Source organism: Microbispora sp. CA-102843, assembly GCF_050936215.1.
Classification (GTDB): domain Bacteria; phylum Actinomycetota; class Actinomycetes; order Streptosporangiales; family Streptosporangiaceae; genus Microbispora.
In genome coordinates this window covers 869157-887428 of record NZ_JBNJNF010000001.1, presented here as the reverse complement: position 1 = coordinate 887428, position 18272 = coordinate 869157, and the positions used below count along the sequence as shown (strand labels likewise).

Below are 18272 nucleotides of genomic sequence, written 5' to 3'. Positions count from 1 at the left end.
TCATTCGGCTTGCGGTATCGTCACAATTCGCACACCAGCCGATACACATCGTCACTTCCGTCTTGATTGTCCGCTCGGTGGTGTGTACTGCCGTGCCAGTAGGGATGGAAGCTGGCAAGATGCCAACGGAATAAGGCTGGTCAGGGAGAAGAGCAGGCCGATGAGTACGGGGCAGGGACGTTGGGTGGGGCACAGGTCCGACTTCCAATGGGAAGAGGACGCGCTCAAGCACATCCGCGCCCTGATGCCCGAGACCGAGCCCTACCGCGCGTGGAGCACCTTCACCTTCACCGGGCAGTTCGGTCACGTTCGCGAGGTCGACCTGCTCATCGCCACCCCGGGTGGCCTCTTCCTGGTCGAGATCAAGAGCCACCCCGGTAAGGCCGTCAACGAAGGCTCGAAATGGATCTTCCGTGACGAGCGGATCCGGACGATCGATAACCCGCTGCACTTCACCGACCAGAAGGCTAAGGAACTCAAGGGCCGCTTGGAGCAGGCCGTACGCGATCTCAAGTTGAAGATCACGGTCCCGTGGATCGAGCCCGCCGTCTTCCTCTCCGCCCCCAACCTGGAGTGCCGCTTCGACGACATCCAGAAGGTCAAGGTCTATGGCCGCCAAGGCGCACAGACCGGACTAACCGGGATCTGGGACGGCCTGCACCATGGCCGAGGCGGGGTGACGCCGCAGATCTCGAAAGAACTGAACCGGCTACTCGCTCACATCGGCGTCAGCGGCCTGCGCAAACGCTACAAGATCGGTCCCTACCAGCTTGACCGGCGCTCCTTTGACGCCGGTCCAACCTGGACCGACTTCCTCGCGAGCAACACGGCGCTGCCCGGCGACGAGCCGCGCCGCGTGCGCGTGTACCTGTCCGAGCTCGGCGCCACGGAAGAGGCACGCACCTCCACCCGCCGCGCGGCCCACCGCGAGTACCTGGCACTGCAGGGCATCAACCACGAGGGCATTGTTACGGCTGACCTGTTCAGCGACGAGCACGACGCCGGCCCGTCCATAGTCTTCAAGCACGGTGAGGACTGGCAGCGGCTCGACCACCTGATGGCGGTCCAAAGCGACAGCCTGGAGGTGGAGACCCGGGTCGAGATGATCCGCCAGCTCGCCGAGGCTATCGACCATGCGCACCGCCGCCACCTCTACCATCGCGCACTGGCCGCCCGCTGCGTCTGGGTGGCGATGGACGGCCGGTACCCCCGCCTGAAGATTGCTGACTGGCAGGCCGCGTCCCGGCCGCAAGGAACCACGCTGCTCGGCAGCGACGGAACCTCGCTCGCACAGCACCTGGAGCTGTCCGCCGCGCCCTACCTCGCCCCTGAGTTCGGTACGGTTGACGCCGACGGCGCGCTGCTCGACATCTTCGGGCTCGGCGCACTTAGCCATCTGATCCTGACCGGCCAGCCGCCCGCCGAGGACCGAGCCGGGCTCGGAAAGCGGCTGCAGAGCGAGTTCGCGCTCGTGCCGAGTGCTGTCAGCGACTCAATCACGCCGAGCATGGACGACCTCGTCCGGAACGCGACTCACACTCAGGCGGTCGACCGGTTCGAGACCGTACGCCAGTTCCTGGAGCGCCTCGATGTCGTCGAGGCGGAGCTGGCCGAACCCGACGAGCCCGACCGCGACCCTCTGGAAGCCGTCAGAGGCTCCACTATCGGCCGCTGGACCGTGGAGAAGGTCCTGGGCAAGGGCTCCACCGCCCGCGCTTTCCTGACCACGACCGGTGAGGTGTTGAAAGTCGCCCTCAGCGACTCCAGCGCCGCCCGTCTCATCCGTGAGGCAAACCAGTTACGGCAGCTCCACGACTCCCACATCGTCCGGCTCATCGACGGCCCTCTGGAGATCGGCGGCCGGACCCTCATCGTGCTGGAACGCGCCGGAGAACGGACCCTCGCCGAGCACCTGCGCCACGAGGGCAGGCTCGGCCTGGACGAGCTGGAGAGCCTCGGTGACCACCTCCTCGACGCCCTGGTCTATCTCGACGGCGCGGGTGTCTGGCACCGCGACATCAAGCCAGAGAACATCGGCGTCAAAGAGCTGAACAAGAAGGCTCGCCGCCTGGTCCTGTTCGACTTCTCGCTGGCGGACGCCTCCGAGAGCGCCACTCGAGCAGGGACTCCGCCCTATCTCGACCCGTTTCTCGGCGAGGACCGCAGGCCGTACTTCGACAAGGCCGCCGAGTGGTACGCGGCGGCGGTCACGCTACACAACATGGCCGCAGGCGAGCTACCAAGCTGGGGCGACGGCGCGACCGCGCCGGGGATGCTCCAAGAGGAGACTCCGCAGCTCGCCGAGGCGGCCTTCAATCCGGTGCTTCGCGACCGCCTGGTCCCCTTCTTCGAGAAGGCACTCCACCGGGACGTCTCCAAGCGCTTCCCCGACCTTCGGGCACTGCGCCGCGGATGGTCCGAGGTGTTCCGCGACCTCGACAAGAGCGAGCCGCTGACCACGCCCCACACGGTACGCGCGGTGACCGACGACCCAACAGAAAAGCGTGACGCCGCAGCGCTGGCCGCTCGCCTCGACACCCCGGTACAAGCTGCCGGCCTGACTGGACACGCCCAGTCTGTCGCCCTACATCAGCTTGAGGTCGCCACCGTAGGCGAGCTGATCCGCATCCCCGCCTCGCAGATCATGCGCCTGCGCGGCGTCGGCCTCGGCCCGAAGAACGAGCTCGTACGACGGGCCCGTCAGTGGCGGCGCAGCCTCGGCCTGATCCAGCCCGCCCCTGGTTCGGCGCCCGTCGTCGAGCACGACCTGGCCCACCTCACGGTCGAAGAGGCCGCCGAGCAACTCGTTCCCAAGCTGACTGCCCGCAGCGAAGGCCGGGTCAATGTCGTACGGCTGGCGCTGCGGCTGCCGATCGACGGCACGCTCCCGTCCATCGCTGCCTGGTCTTCGGCGCAGAAGATCGCCGAATACGCCGGTCTCGACCGCACGTACGTCTCGAACGTCCTCACCGAGACCCGTGAGCGCTGGGCGAAAACCATCCGGGTGACCACCGCCCTGCGCAAGGACGTGGCCGACATCCTGCGGGAGAGCGGCCGGGTGCTGGAGATCGGACAGATCGCCGTCGCGCTGCTCGCTCGCCGCGGCTCGGGCCTCGAAGACGAAGAGGTACGGCTCGCACACGCCTTGGCGTGTGTCCGGGCAGCGATCGAAACCGAGCTGAAGCTCGACAATCCCAAGCTGAAGACCCGCCGCCGTGAGACCGACAGAGATCTCCCCGACAGGATGCTGGTCGCAGTATCAGCTGGTGAGGACAAGGACGCGCCGAGCGAGGCGGAGCTTCTCGAATATGCCGTGAAGCTGGGCGAGCGCGCCGAACTGCTCGTCACTCGCAACCCGCTCCCTGGAACCGTAGGCGTACTGGCCGGGCTACGCGGGGTCAAGAAGCCCCAGGGCATGGTGTCAATGTCTGACACCGGACTGGTCGCGCTCGCCGGCGCAGCTTCCAGGACCGCTGCCGTGTCACCGCGGCTGGAGCTCTACCCCCGGGACCTCGACCCCGAGCGCGCTCTGCATCTCGCACAGATCGTCGGCTACCTGGGCGCTCCGGGAGTCACCCCGGAGCAGCTCGTCGAGCGAGTTCTGGCCCGCTTTCCGGAGCTCACCACGCCGCCGAAGCCTGCCGAACTGCGGCCTCTGCTGGCCAAAATGGGTTACTCCGTGCAGGTCACCGGCGGACGGTACGTCCTGCCCACCAGCACCCGGACCCACGTTCGCAGTCACACCGGCGGCACGCTGACCCCCATGGCGTACGGCGGAGCCTCCAAGGACGAGGCCTGGCAGCGCCTGGACGAGTCGGTCGAGCGTGGAGGTTTCCTCGTGCTGAAGGTCGGGGTCAGCGAGGCGGTAGCCGTACGCAACGCCCTGCACGCCCTCCCGCAGGTGACCGCACTGGACGTGACCGCCGAGTTCGTTCGGGAGTTGCACGCGATCCGCGACGGGCAGGGCTGGCCCGACTGGGGCGTCGTGGTGGCCGCGGACGTCGCCGACGCGGCCCCCGACGCCCGCGCCGGCTTCGGCATTATGGTCAGTGAGTCACTGCGCCGCCTGGAGCAGCGGATTCACGGCACCGAGGGAGTCGTGCTGCTCACCGATGCCACTCCACTCGCCCGCTACATCGGCGGCTTCGAGCTGCTCGCCCGGCTGGCCTCCCGCGCCCGGCAGTCCGCAGCGAACCCCCACGCGCTCTGGTTGCTCTGTCCAATGAGCGACCCCAAGCGACCGCCTACCCTTGATGGTCACGGCATCGGTGTGATGCCCGGCGACGCCGAGCACCTTGCCATCCCCCCAGGTTTTGCCCGCGCCGACCAGCTCAGGAGAGTCTCGTGATCGACCGTTCCGCCCTTGTTCGTGACCTCAAGGTTCAGGTCCGCGAACTGGAGAAGGACCTGCGCGCACGGGCGGCAGACGAGTTCGACGAGGCTCTCCGTACTGAGTGGCGCGCGGCCCGAGACGCCGAGCGTACGGCGGTGCCGTATGACCCCGGCCTGAAGAACTCCTGGCTCGACGACCGCGTGACTCAGGCCGCTGTCGCTTGGGTGCTCGGCACGGTGTTCGTCCGCTTCTGCGAGGACAATGGACTCCTCGAACACCCCTACATCGCGGGACGGGCGTCCGAGCAGTATGGCTCCCGCCTGGCCGTGGCGAAGGAACGCCAGGACGAGTACTGGAACACCGCCCATGACCCAACCGACCGCGGCTGGATTGAGCGCTCCTTCGACGCCCTCTCGGTCACCAAGGTCACGGCCGGGCTCTTCGACAAGGCCCATAACCCGATGTGGACGATCACCCCGTCACACGAGGCCACGAAGGGCTTGCTGGCGTTCTGGCGCGAGACCGATGAGAGCGGCGAGATCCGCCACGACTTCACCGACCCGGGCTGGAACACCCGCTTCCTCGGAGATCTCTACGAGGACCTCTCCCAGCACGCCAAGGACACCTATGCGCTGCGGCAAACCCCCGAGTTCGTCGAGGAGTTCATTCTCGACTACACCCTGACGCCCGCACTGGAAGAGTTCGCTGACGACTTCCTCGACGGAAAGTTCCGGCTGATCGATCCAACGTGTGGTTCTGGCCACTTCCTGCTTGGTGCGTTCCACCGGTTGCTCGGCGAATGGGAACGAAGGGCGCCGGCGGCCGACCGCTGGGAGTTGATCGCCCGCACACTCAACTCGATCCACGGCGTCGACAAGAACCCCTTCGCTGCTGCGATTGCCCGTTTCCGCCTGCTCCTCGTTGCTATGCAGGCCGGAGCTATTTACCGACTCACAGAGCTTCGAGGTGACCTCGCCATAAATGTAGCCGTTGGCGACTCTCTCCTCCACGGCGAAGGCGGCCCTGTACGCGAAGATGAGATCCCCGGCATCATCGAACGCCCTGAGGATTTCACCTTCCGGACCGAAGACGTCTTCGACTACATGCGGGACTGCGACATCCTCAAAGTCGGCAGCTACCATGTCGTTGTCGGCAACCCGCCCTATATCTCAGTGAAAGATAGTCGGGAAAATGCAAACTACCGAAAAGCGTACTCAACATGCTCAGGAACATACGCACTTTCTGTTCCGTTTGCGGAGCGGTTCTTCCGCCTTGCAAAGCGAGCCAGTGGAAGCAGTCGCGATGGCGGAATCGTTGGCCAAATAACAGCGAACTCCTTCATGAAGAGTAAGTTTGGAAAAAAGTTGATCGAGGATTATTTTTCGGGAGCAGATCCTCGACTCTCTCCACAGCTTACTCACATTATTGATACGTCAGGAGTTCGAATCCCTGGGCACGGAACGCCCACCGTCATCCTCATTGGCCGAAATCAACTCCCGCTCTCAAATGGAGTTATTCGTACAGTGATGGGGATACGTGGTGAGCCTGGCCAGCCGGCGAATCCCGCAGATGGCCACGTGTGGCGAGCGATCCTCGATCAGATTCAATTGCCGAACAGCGATAGCGAATGGGTCTCCGTTCGTGATCTTCCTCGGGAAAGGCTCCTCACGTATCCGTGGAGCCTGTCAGGGGGTGGATCCTCCCATGTGCTACGCCAGATTTCTTCTGCAAGCTTGCAGCGTCTTGAAGATCGCATCAGGATGCCCATCGGTCGGAGCATTCGAGCTGGGGCAGATGAAGCATTCCTCCGACCAGGACGCAGTACCTTCAGGCTTAGGGTGGACAGATCGGCCTTAAAACCACTTATTTCTGGAGAGAACGTTCGCGACTGGCGGATCAACCTTGAGAATTGGATCCTCTACCCATATACCGCAGACCTAGATCAGAAGTCTTTCGCGCACGAACTGTGGCCATGGCGAGAACTCCTCAAGGAGCGCCGTACATTTCAGGGAAACATGGCGGATGCAGGGCTTGACTGGTGGGAGTACATGCAACACACTGCGTCCGCATACTCAACGCGCTCGTCGATCGTTTTCGCTTACATGTCCACACATAACCACTTCGTATTTGATGGTGGGGGTAAGATATTCAATCGACCCGCTCCGGTAATCAAGTTACCTGAAGCGGCAGGTGAAGGCGATCACGTTGCTCTCGTGGGAGCTCTAAATAGTTCGGTTGTCGGATTCTGGTTTCGGCAGCTCATGCCACCCAAGGGGGGCAGTGGTATCGGTCGCGGAGTGCAAGATGAGCCATGGGAGGAGCGATATAGAATTGACGGAGACAAGCTAAAAGATTTCCCGCTCCCGGAAGAACTCCCTCTAGAGCTATCGCGACAACTGAATCTGCTCGGGCAAAAGCTGTCCAGAGTTGAACCGATGGCTATATGTGCCGACGGCGTACCAGGACGAGAAAAATTGGATGCAGCTCTTGATGAATATAGGCACGTTAAGGGCAGAATGATCGCATTGCAGGAGGAGTTGGATTGGGAGGTCTATCGCCTATACGGGCTGATTGATGACGCTGAATCAGTCGAGGTGATCGCGGAACCGGAAGATGTACCGGATGTGAAGCTCGGAGAGCGTGCTTTCGAAATCGTGCTGGCTCGGGACGTTGCCAGGGGCGAGGCCGAGACGTCGTGGTTCGAACGGCATGGGTCAACGCCGATCACGGAGGTTCCGAAGCACTGGCCGGAGGCATACCGGCGGGTGGTGGAGAAGCGCATCGGGACGATCGAGCGACGCCGGGATCTGGCGCTGATCGAGCGGCCGGAGTGCAAGCGGCGCTGGGCGAGTGAGCCGTGGGAGAAGAAGGAGAAAGAAGCTCTTCGGAACTGGCTGCTCGACCGATGCGAGGAGCGGTCGCTCTGGTTCGCCCCCGACGGATCCGGGGGCGAGCAGTCCAAGCCGATGACGGTCTATCGGCTTGCCGACCGCCTCTCGAGGGACTCCGATTTCGTGTCTGTGGCCCGTCTCTACGGAGGCGATGACGTCAAGCTCGTCGATGTGGTCGCGGAGATTGTCGAGGCCGAGCACGTGCCGTACCTCGCTCAACTCCGCTACAAGGAGTCCGGGCTGGTCAAGCGCGCCCGCTGGGAGCACACCTGGGAACGGCAGCGCGAAGAGGACCGGACGGGGCAGCGGCTCGACATCGACGTGCCCGACAAGTATGGCTTGGGTGACTTCCTCAAGGCGTCGTACTGGCGGAACCGTGGCAAGCTCGACGTGCCGAAGGAGCGCTTCATCTCCTACCCGCACGCCTCTCCGGACACCGATGGGTCGCTGCTGCTCGGCTGGGCAGGATGGAACCACCTTGAGCAGGCGCAGGCGCTCTTCACACTGATCGAGGAGCGACGGTTCGATGAAGGCTGGGATCGTGACCGGCTCACGCCTTTGGTCGCCGGCCTGGCCGAGGTCATGCCCTGGGTGTGGCAGTGGCACGGTGAGCGTGATGCGGAGGGGCGCATTCCCGCAGGCGGATACGCCGAGTACCTGGAGGAGCAGCAGCGTGAGCTGAAACTGACCAACGATGAGCTGGCTGCCTGGCGGCCGAAGGCGACCGGCCGGGGCCGTACAGTACGCAAACAGCCAGACCCACGACCACGCCGCTCGTAGGCTGGACAACCCGCTAGCAGAATTGCTTGCGTGATGCCGTTTACGCAAGCACAGCGCTTGCGTATTGACGGCGGCGAGGACGACGAGGTTACGAGAGACGATGACGAAGCTGCTGCGCGACCTGATCGAGATCCCGGAGCGGGTGACGTCCGGGGACTATGTCCTGACCATTTCGGACGGCGTGGACGAGCGGTTTAAGGACGCCACGATCCGAGATTACGTGGTCACCGAGCAGCTTTCAGCCAGCTTCGACAAGGCCTTGGGACTCATCCAGGACGCGGTAGAGCGGCGTCGCTCCAATGCCGCCTACCTCGATGGATCGTTCGGGTCCGGTAAGAGCCACTTCATGGCGGTGCTGCACGCGATCCTCAAGGGGGATCCGCTGGCGCGCGGCAAACGAGGACTCGCCGACATCGTGGGCAAGCACGACAAGTGGCTGGCCGGGCGGAGCTTCTTGCTCGTGCCGTACCACGTGGTCGAAGCCAGGTCTCTGGAGGCGGCGGTCCTTGGAGGCTACGTCGCTCATGTACTAAAGGTTCACCCGGACAAGCCACTGCCCGCAGTGTTCGTCGATGACGAACTTATGGCGGACGCGGCACAGATGCGTGCCGATGACGGTGACCAAGCATTTATTGCGAAGATATCCCGCGGTGGCTCGCAGTGGCAGAAGTCCTGGGACACGACTCTGCTGGATGCGGCGTTCGCCGCACCACCCAGCGATCCAGAGCGGCGGCGCCTGATCGGTGACCTTCTCATGGGGCCCTTCAAGCGGTACGCCCGGGCCGTGCGGTCAGATGCCGAGTCATACATCTCGCTTGACGAGGGCCTGTCGGTGATCAGCAAGCACGCCAAGAGTGTGCTCGGGTACGACGCGGTCGTGCTGCTCCTGGACGAGCTGGTGCTCTGGCTCTCCGGCCTGGTCAGCGACACCAAGCACATGACGATGGAGGCCCAGAAGATCTCCAAGCTGGTGGAATCGGCGGAAAACGAGCGTCCTGCGCCGATCATCAGCTTCATCCCGCGACAGCGTGACCTGAAGGACCTGGTGGGCCGAGACATCGCCGGCGGCCAGGCGGGCAGCTTGTTCGACACGTTGAACTATTGGGCCGAACGGTTCAACGTGATCAAGCTGGAGGACCGTAACCTTCCAGAGATCGTGAAGTATCGGATGCTCCATGTGAAGCCCGGCGCCGGGGCCGAGCTGGATGCAGCGTTTGAGCAGACGGCGGCCGTCCGCTCCCAGGTGTGGGAGACCCTCCTGGACGCGCAGGGTGGTGTTGGCAACCGGGAGTCGTTCCGCGCGACCTACCCGTTCAGCCCCGCCTTCCTGCACGCGATGGTGGACTTGTCGAGCGCGTTACAGCGGCAGCGGTCCGCCCTGCGGTTGATGCAGCAGCTCCTAGTCGCTTACCGGGACGTGCTTGTGGTAGGCCAGCTCATGCCACTCGGTGCCATCTATGACGTTCTCACCGACGGCAAGGACGAGCCGTTCTCCGACAAGTTGAAAGGCGAGTTCGCCCAGGCGCAGCGCTTCTACAAGGTGAAGCTGCGGCCGTACCTGCTGAAGAAACACGAGCTCACCGAGGACCAGGCTCGTGCATTGCCGGCGCGGCACTCGTTCCGTTCTGACGACTTGATCGCCAAGACGCTGCTGCTGGCAGCATTGGTGCCAGGCGTGCCCGCGCTGCGTAACCTCAGCTCAACGCGGCTGGCCGCCCTCAACCACGGCGCGGTCGTCGCATCACTGGCCGGGCGGGAGCCACGGGCCGTGGCTGAGACGCTGCGGAAGATGGCCAACGAGTTCGGCGAGATCCGGGTCTCCGACGCCGAGGACCCGTCCGTTGAGGTCGCGCTGATTGGCGTGGACACCAAGGCCATCCTGGCCCAGGTCGTGCACGCGGCTGACGAGTCCGCCAAGCGCACCACTATCAAGGAGCTGCTCTGGTCGGAGTTGGGCGTCGTGGACAAGGGGCAGTTCGTACCCACGACCACGGTGATCTGGCGCGGAACCCTGCGGACCGTAGAGGTAGCCTTCGCGAACGTGCGCGATCGGGACAAGGTGGCCACGGGAGAGTTCTCGCCGACCGAGCCGGACGCGATCCGGTTCGTGATCGATTACCCATTCGACGAGGGCACGCACAGCCCCGCCGAAGACCTGCGCCGGGTCCGCGAGTTGCAGGCCGATCTTGACCGGCCGCCGACGTTGGTATGGCTGCCGCACTTCCTGTCCGCCGACCGGATCCGCGATCTGGAAGACCTCATCAAGATTGAGTTCCTGCTGGATCGGGATCTTCTCACCGATTACACCCCCACGCTCAGCCTGGAGGACCGTCACCACGCTCGCACCCAGTTGGACAACCGGCGCGCGGCGCTCCGGTCGAACCTGATCGGCACGATCAAGGCGGCGTACGGCATCGATAGCGACCGGGAGAGGGACGCGGACTTGGGTGCCAGAGTCGAGGAGCACGTGCTCTGCCTGGACTCGCAGCTTCAGCTCAAGCCCCGAGTCGGTCAGGGTTTCCCGGAGGCGCTGCGCTATCTGGCGCTCCTGCTCCTGGACCATCGGTATCCCAAGCACCCCGACTTCGACATCCAGGGGCGCCGTAAGGAGATCTCCCGGTCGGAACTTGCCATCGTGCTGCAGACGGTCGAGCAGGCCGCCCAGGACAAGGTCGGCCGGGCCGAGGTCGCGTCGAACAACGTGGCGGTCCTGAAGCGGATTGCCAACCCGCTAAAGGTCGGCGTGATGCACGAGGCCGCGTTCGTGCTCGGGGACGAATGGAAGCAGCTCATCGACCGGCGCGCTGGGGCCGCCGCTGCCGAGGTGAGCGTCGCCAAGATCCGGGACTGGATCCTGGAGGAACAGCCGGGACTGCCTCCGCTGGTCATCGACCTGCTGGTGTCCTGCTATGCGATCCAGACAGACCGTGCCTGGGTCAGGGGCGGCCAGCCGCAGCGGGAGGCTCCCGAGCTCGGGAAGATCACCGGCGACCTGGTGCTGAAGCGGCAGGAACTGCCGTCGCAGACCGAATGGGAGTTGGCGTCTGAGAGGGCGGGGGCCATCTTCGAGGTGGCCCGGCCGCCGGTGCTGTCGGCGCGAGCCGTACAGGCTGTCGCCGCGGACCTACGTGCGAAGGCTTCAGAGTGGCTGCCCGCGATCGAGGCTCACGTCGCCGAGCTCAAGCGGCATGCCGACACCCTGGGGCTGGATGGTTCGGCACGGCTGACGACCGCGCAGGCCGCGGCGAGCACATTGAACCTGCTCACCATCGGCGATGCCACAGCGGTGATCCGGGCGCTGGCCGGCGCGAAGCTGCCCAAAGAGTCCGCCATCTACCGGGCGAGCCTAGGCAGCGCCAAGACGCTGACCACCGCGCTTGCCAACGTGCGCTGGCGGCTCATCGACCAGCTTCCCGTGCTCGGTGACGGCACGAGCGAGAAAGCGGAGCCCGCGCGAGCGATCCTCGATCAGCTTCGCATCGCCGCGGGTCACGACGAGCACGAGGTGCAACTTGCTAGTGCGCTGACGCGGGCAGAGCAGGACGCGATCGACCTGCTCACCGAGACGCCCCCGCCTCCCCCTCCTCCACTGCCGCCCATCGATGACGGCAAGAAGCCGAAGCCGATCCCCGGCACCACTCGCCACACGGTGCGAGGCCCCGAGACTCTCGCGGTCGTCGAAGAACTGCGCAAGGAAGCGGAGGCGAACCCGGACGCCGAGTTCGAGATCACTTGGCGGATCGTGCGATGACGATTCCGACGACCATCCCTACGGCGAACCATGCGGTCGTCGAAGGCGAACTTCGCCGGGCCAAGTCGTTCACCGAGAAACGCAATCGCCCCGAACGGGTGCTACTCCTTCGTGCTGCTCCAGAGTGGCGCGGCACGACCGACATCTCCCCCGACGGCATCGACGCCAAAGTGGCGGCTTGTCCTACTGTGCTCTCTGTACTGGACGCGATCAGTGCCCCACGCGATCCCGGCACCTTTCTCGTCGTGCTCACGCCGTGCGACGATGAGGAGATAGGGCTCTCGGTCCTGGCGGGAGCCATCGAACACACCGTTCGGCCGATCAACCGGTGGGATCTGGTTGCCGACGACTTCGGGGCAAAGCGACTGGATCCGCGGCTGGCCAAGAAGGACTGGCGTTGGCTGGCTGAGTCCTTGCTGGACGCCAAACCCCGAGAGACCGGATGGCGCAAGCTCACCGGCCCGCTGCTCACCCTGGAGACCGCGCTGAACCGGCTGACGGCGGTCAGGTTCGGGGGCTCCTCCGACGAGGAGCAACTCGACGCGGCAGCGCTCTTGGAGTGGACCCTCAACGATCTCGCCATCATGCGCTTCACGGACCTCCGTCAAGAAGAACGTGACGGGCTGGGCGACTGGCTCGCCGAGAGCATCGGCCCGGCAGCCCGAGTGATCTTCCGAATGTTTCGGAGCGGGCAGGTCCACGAGGCTGTACCGCTAGGGCTCGCTATTTCGGGGCTGTACACGACCGAAGGCACCGACCCCGACGACAACACCGCGAGGGCACGGATCACCGCGAGGGTTCGTGCGGAGGAGCGGTTCTTCGGCGGGCAGGCGCCTTCCGCAACCGACATCCGAAGCTTCGCCGAGGCTTGCGATTCGCTGGTCGTTCGCTGGAGTCTGGGCGCACAAGCTCGACTCGCCGACGAGATGTGTGACCGTGCCCAACAGATGCTCCGCGGGCTCGGCGCCGACAGTTTTGCCGGCGCCAGCTCGATTCTGGACGCCGGGTTCGAGGCTCGCATGGCCAGACTGACGAACGAGATCTCGTCGGCTCTGCCCTTGCCACGGTCTAGCGACGTCGCAGTGATCGAGGCGGCATGGGCCAAACTCGGCGAGCATCGCCGTACGATCGCGCGGGCTGCCGAGGTGGAGGCAGCAGCGTCAGCCGTACGGCTCGTGCGCTGGCTCGCCGTGACCACGAGAACACCTAGGACATTGCGCGACGGCGCAACCGATTACCTGCGGGAATACGCATGGGTTGATCGCGCCCTCGCTCACATCTGGGGAGCAGACACCGCACGGGTTCCGTCCGCAGGGGCGGCGTACAGGGCGCTGTATGACGCGGTCCGTGAACGTCGCGCCGACTTCGACCGTGTGTTCGCTGAGCGGCTCGCGGCGTGGTCCGAACTGTCCGGTGACACCAGAGAACTCGTGCTCGCTGAGAACCTCCTGGACCGGATCGCCCGGCCGATCGCAGAGCGACGACCTCCCTTGATCATCGTGTTGGATGGCATGAGTGCCGCAGTGGCCTGCGAACTCGCCGAGGACATTGTTAACGGACGGCGCTGGATCGAAGTCGGACGCCGCGATGACGGACGGGAGCCCGCCATCGCCACTGTGCCCTCGATCACCCAGTTCTCGAGGACGAGCATGCTCTCTGGTGCACTCCGCTCTGGAGGTCAACCGGAGGAGAAAGCCGGGTTCACGGCGTTTTGGCGTGGTCGGACTTCGGCGTTGTTCCACAAGGGTGAACTGCGGGGTGGCGCGGGCACGCACATCGCCGATTCGGTATTGGCCGCGATCCGCGACGTCTCCACGGTTGTAGGCGTTGTCCTGAACACGATTGACGATGCGTTGGACCGCGGACGCGAGGACGGGCTGCCACACTGGCGACTCTCCGACATCGCCTACCTGAACTCACTGCTGGATGAGGCTTGGCGGATAGGCCGCCCGGTCCTCCTCACCTCCGACCACGGGCATGTGCTCGACCGGGGTGGGGACATCCACCCTGCCTCTGCGGACTCCGCGCGCTATCGCCGTGGAACGGCGGAGGCTGGAGAGATCGAGGTGCGCGGCCCACGGGTGCTGGCGGGCGGGACAGTCGTCGTGCCTTGGGACGAGCGGATCCGGTACACACCACGTAAGGCGGGCTATCACGGGGGAGCCGCCCCTGCCGAGATGGTGATCCCGATACTTTCTTTCGTGCCCTCCTCAGATCTCGTGCCCAAGGGCTGGTTCGAGTACGGAACGCCCGTGCACGCTCCCGTCTGGTGGGACACACCCGTGGCAGCGCCTTCGGTCCCCGCCTCTGCTCTGGCGCCGAAGAAGAAGTCGCGCAAGCCTCGGCTCACGCTGGACGAAGGGCTCTTCGCCGTCGCGGAGATTGAGGTTCCTCCCACCCTCGGCGCGTCCGTCGCCGCCTCGGAACTGCTCGCTGCTCAGCGCGCGTTCGTCCGGCGTGCGCCCGAAGGCCCAGAGATCGCCAAGTTCATCGACGGTCTGGTCACTGCGGGTGGCAAGCTGCCCATTACCGCTGCGGCGACCCTCGTTGGACAGCCAGTTTTCCGTATGTCCGGGTACCTCGCCCAAGTAGCGAAGCTGCTCAATGTGGACGGCTACGTCGTACTGGCAGAGACCGACGGCGGACGCACCGTCGAATTGAACGTCCCGCTGCTGCGCGAGCAGTTCCTCGGGATGACATCGTGAGCACACCCGTGTCGGTCAGCGCTGTCCGTCGCCGCGAGGTGGTGGACGCCCTCCGCCGCGGGACCGTCCCGTCAACTGGTCTCGACCTGTTCGCTGTCGGGTTGGAACGCTTCGAGAACGCGGTTGACGACGAGCTCGCAACCGTGACGTCGGGTGGGGCGGTCTTCAAGGCAGTCCGCGGCGAGTACGGCTCCGGCAAGACGTTCTTCACCCGCTGGCTTGCTGAGCGCGCCAAGCGGCGTGGCCTGGCCGCCACAGAGATCCAGATCTCGGAAACCGAGACTCCCCTGCACCGGCTGGAGACCGTCTACCGCCGGCTGGTTGAGCGGCTCTCCACGGCTTCCGCGCAGCCCAGCGCTCTTCGGGATGTCATCGACGGCTGGTTCTTTACTCTTGAGGAGGACGTTCTCGCCGTCGGCTCCATCGACCCCCAGAACGTCGACGCCTTGAGCGCTGGAGTCGACGAGCTGCTTGAGCAGCGGCTGGCTAGCGTGGCGCGGTCCACGCCGGCGTTTGCTGCTGCGCTGCGTACCTATCGTCGAGCCCGTATCAGTGAGGATCACGCGCTGGCCGAGTCGCTCCTTGCATGGATCGGCGGTCAGCCGAACGTCGCCGCGTCAGCCCGACGAGCGGCGGGCATCCGCGGCGACCTTGACCACTTCGGTGCTCTGGGCTTCCTCCAAGGGCTGCTCACCGTTCTGCGCGACTGCGGCCACCCTGGGCTCCTGGTTGTGCTGGACGAGATCGAGACCCTGCAACGGGTCCGGACAGATGTCCGCGAGAAGGGGCTGAATGCCCTACGCCAGCTGATCGACGAGGTCGATTCGGGACGTTTCCCCGGCCTCTATCTCGTGATCACTGGGACACCCACCTTCTACGACGGTCAGCAAGGCGTGCAGCGGCTGACTCCTCTGGCGCAGCGTTTGGCGACCGACTTCGGCACGGACTCACGCTTCGACTCCCCTCGAGCTGTACAGATCCGGCTACCTGGGTTTGATATGGCACGGCTGGTTCAGCTCGGCTCTGCCGTACGAGATCTCTATGCCGCCGGCGCGCGATCCCAAGAGCGGGTGCGAGCGCAGGTCGACGATGCCTACGTCGCGACATTGGCTTCCGCTGTCACGGGTGGGCTCGGTGGCAAGATTGGCGTGGCACCACGGATCTTTCTGCGGAAACTGGTCGCCGACGTACTCGACCGGGTGGACGAGTTTCCCGATTTCGATCCTCGTCGGCACTACGCACTCACCATGTCGGCTACTGAACTGACCGAGGAAGAGCGTAACGTCTTGGTTGTCCGAGCGTCGGATCCGGGCGACGTGGAACTTGATTTGCCGTGACGTTCAACCGCCTGCATCCCTCCTTGGCCCATCACATCGTCAACACTCTGGGCTGGGCAAATTTGCGCCCTCTTCAGGATTCCGCTGTCACGCCTGTGCTTGACGGCGCGGACGCTCTGTTGCTGGCACCGACGGCAGGGGGCAAGACAGAAGCGGCCATGTTCCCGGTGTTGTCGGCCATGGTCGAAGGCGGATGGACCGGCGTCTCGGTGCTGTACGTGTGCCCGCTCAAGGCTCTGCTCAACAACTTGCTGCCGCGCCTAGAGTTGTACTCGACATGGGTCGGCCGTCGCGTCGCGCTGTGGCACGGCGACGTGCCTACCGCGAGGCGGGAGGCCATCCTACGGGACCCACCGAACGTGCTGCTAACCACCCCAGAATCGATCGAGTCGATGCTGGTCTCGACCAAGGTCGATCACCATCAGTTCTTCGCTGGGCTTCGAGCCGTGGTCGTGGACGAAGTGCATGCGTTCGCCGGGGATGATCGGGGGTGGCACCTACTTGCCGTCCTGGAACGGCTCACCCACCTGACCGCCCGCCCCATCCAGCGGATCGGACTTTCGGCCACGGTGGGGAACCCATCTGAACTGCTGGCGTGGCTTCAAGGTTCCAGCAAGGGTGTTCGGCTCGCCGAGATCGTGGCACCCGCCGTCTCCTCGGCAGCGCAACCCGATGTCCAGCTTGATTACGTGGGCTCGGTACCGAACGCCGCCCGTATAATCGCGGCTCTCCACCAAGGGGAAAAGCGGCTGGTCTTCACCGATTCGAAACGGCTTGTTGAAGAAATCGGTGCTGCACTGCGAGCGCGCGGGGTTACGACGTTCCTGTCCCATGCGTCGCTCTCCGCTGACGAGCGGAGGCGCGCGGAGCACGCCTTCGCGGGAGCCCGGGACTGTGTGATCGTCGCTACATCGACTCTGGAACTTGGCGTCGACGTTGGCGATCTGGACCGTGTCATCCAGATCAACGCGCCCGGCTCCGTCGCCTCGTTCCTGCAGCGGATCGGCCGCACCGGACGCCGTTCTGGGACCACCCGTAACTGCCTGTTCCTGGCATTGGATCAAGATGCCTTGGTAGCCGCCGCAGGACTCCTGCTGTTGTGGAGCCGGGGCTTCGTCGAGCCGATCACGGCACCGCCTGAGCCGCGTCACATCATGGCCCAGCAGATGCTCGCACTCTGCCTACAAGAACATCGAGTGGGGTCCCAACTTTGGCCACAGTGGTGGAATGGATTATTCAGCGATGCTGCCCGGCCGGTAGTTGACTATCTGATCGCGGAGGGCTTCCTCGAACAGGACGGGGGAATGCTCTTCATCGGAGCGCTCGCAGAGAAGCGCTTCGGACGCCGCAACTTCATGGATCTCACCACCGTCTTCACCGCTGCACCGGAGTTCACCGTGCTCTCCGGGAGAGAGGAGATTGGCCGCACCGACCCTGGTCTGCTTACCGAGAAGATCGATGGGCCACGCCTGATCCTGCTGGGTGGACGCACCTGGAAGGTCACCTGGATCGACTGGAAACGCCGTCGGTGCTTCGTCGAACCCTTCGACGGGCTTGAGGGCAAGGCTCGCTGGGGCTCCTCCGCAGCCAGGGGCGCCTCCTTCGAGCTCGCCAGGGCCATGCGTGATGTGCTCCTGGGCACGGACCCACCAGTACAGCTCACCCAACGTGCAGTCACGATGCTTGCCGCAGTCCGAAAGGACTCCCTCGCCACAGTCCACCCGGGCGGAACGGTCATCATCCGAGAGGGCACTGATCTCCGATGGTGGACCTGGGCCGGCTACCGTGCCAACCTCACATTGCAGAGCACATTCGCTTCCATCGCTGACCAGAAGCAGCAGGTGAGTGACGCTAGCCTTCGGCTTCGGGCGGACATCTCACGCGAAGAATGGGATGCCTCAATACACGGTGCGAGAGAGATGCTCATCCGACCGGAACCCGATCGAAAAGCACTCGAAGGCCTGAAATTCAACGCGGCACTTCCACCTCAGCTCGCCGAGCAGACTCTGGCCACTCGGCTAGCCGACCTCCGAGGATCCGCCGCCGTTCTGGGCGAGGCGCAGAGGTTCGTCAACGTCACGACTTGAGGGGGCCAGGAGTTGAATTCAACCAGCGGTCGTCAAGGTTGCCCAGGCTCCGCCGGTCACGATGCGTACCTGTCCCGTGCCCGAACCTCGCTTGACGCATGACTTAGCCCGGCGAGTCCGCCGCTGCCCGATCGCACGGCCGAACGCTCCATGTGACCTGAAAGACGCCACTGGATGGAATCCCGTATCTACAATGCCATTCAGTCCAACGGATGCGCTGCCAGGTACGTGACGGCGTCCTCGTTCGTGCGGAGCCATTCGGCACAAGCGCCCCACTCCTTCCGGTCCGTACCCACATCCGAGAGGGCAACGTAGGCCATGGCCGGACGGTCACACGAGCTCTTACCGTGCGCGCTGCACTTGCCCTGCGCGCCGTCCGTGGATTGGT

Annotated in this window: 6 protein-coding genes; all 6 read left to right on the top strand. The window is 64.6% G+C overall.

Going from position 1 to position 18272, the window contains the following annotated elements:
- The first annotated feature begins 160 nt into the window (after positions 1–160).
- The 6 genes from pglW (at position 161) to ACQEVJ_RS04100 (ending at position 17884) form a co-directional block, all read left to right on the top strand.
- Positions 161–4348 (top strand): BREX system serine/threonine kinase PglW, encoded by a 4188-nt coding sequence (gene pglW, locus ACQEVJ_RS04125; RefSeq protein ID WP_433097314.1) that lies wholly within the window; start codon positions 161–163, stop codon positions 4346–4348.
- Positions 4345–8004, top strand: coding sequence for a BREX-2 system adenine-specific DNA-methyltransferase PglX (gene pglX / locus ACQEVJ_RS04120; protein WP_433097312.1), 3660 nt, complete (start codon positions 4345–4347; stop codon positions 8002–8004). Before pglW ends, pglX begins: the two co-directional genes overlap by 4 nt.
- Positions 8005–8104: 100 nt before the next feature.
- Entirely contained in the window at positions 8105–11755 is a 3651-nt protein-coding gene (locus tag ACQEVJ_RS04115) for a phage resistance protein (protein ID WP_433097310.1), read from the top strand.
- Entirely contained in the window at positions 11752–14460 is a 2709-nt protein-coding gene (gene pglZ, locus ACQEVJ_RS04110; RefSeq protein WP_433097308.1) for a BREX-2 system phosphatase PglZ, read from the top strand. Before ACQEVJ_RS04115 ends, pglZ begins: the two co-directional genes overlap by 4 nt.
- Complete coding sequence (brxD, locus tag ACQEVJ_RS04105) at positions 14457–15797, top strand: BREX system ATP-binding protein BrxD (RefSeq protein WP_433097306.1); 1341 nt, start codon at positions 14457–14459, stop codon at positions 15795–15797. The genes pglZ and brxD overlap by 4 nt, the downstream gene beginning before the upstream one ends.
- Complete coding sequence (locus ACQEVJ_RS04100; RefSeq protein ID WP_433097304.1) at positions 15794–17884, top strand: DEAD/DEAH box helicase; 2091 nt, start codon at positions 15794–15796, stop codon at positions 17882–17884. The genes brxD and ACQEVJ_RS04100 overlap by 4 nt, the downstream gene beginning before the upstream one ends.
- The last annotated feature ends 388 nt before the right edge of the window (positions 17885–18272 follow it).

What these genes read in the sequence shown, in the direction of transcription:
- pglW (WP_433097314.1), top strand. Translation starts at nt 161, where the DNA reads ATGAGTACGGGGCAGGGACGTTGGGTGGGGCACAGGTCCGACTTCCAA.
- ACQEVJ_RS04115 (WP_433097310.1), top strand. Translation starts at nt 8,105, where the DNA reads ATGACGAAGCTGCTGCGCGACCTGATCGAGATCCCGGAGCGGGTGACG.
- pglZ (WP_433097308.1), top strand. Translation starts at nt 11,752, where the DNA reads ATGACGATTCCGACGACCATCCCTACGGCGAACCATGCGGTCGTCGAA.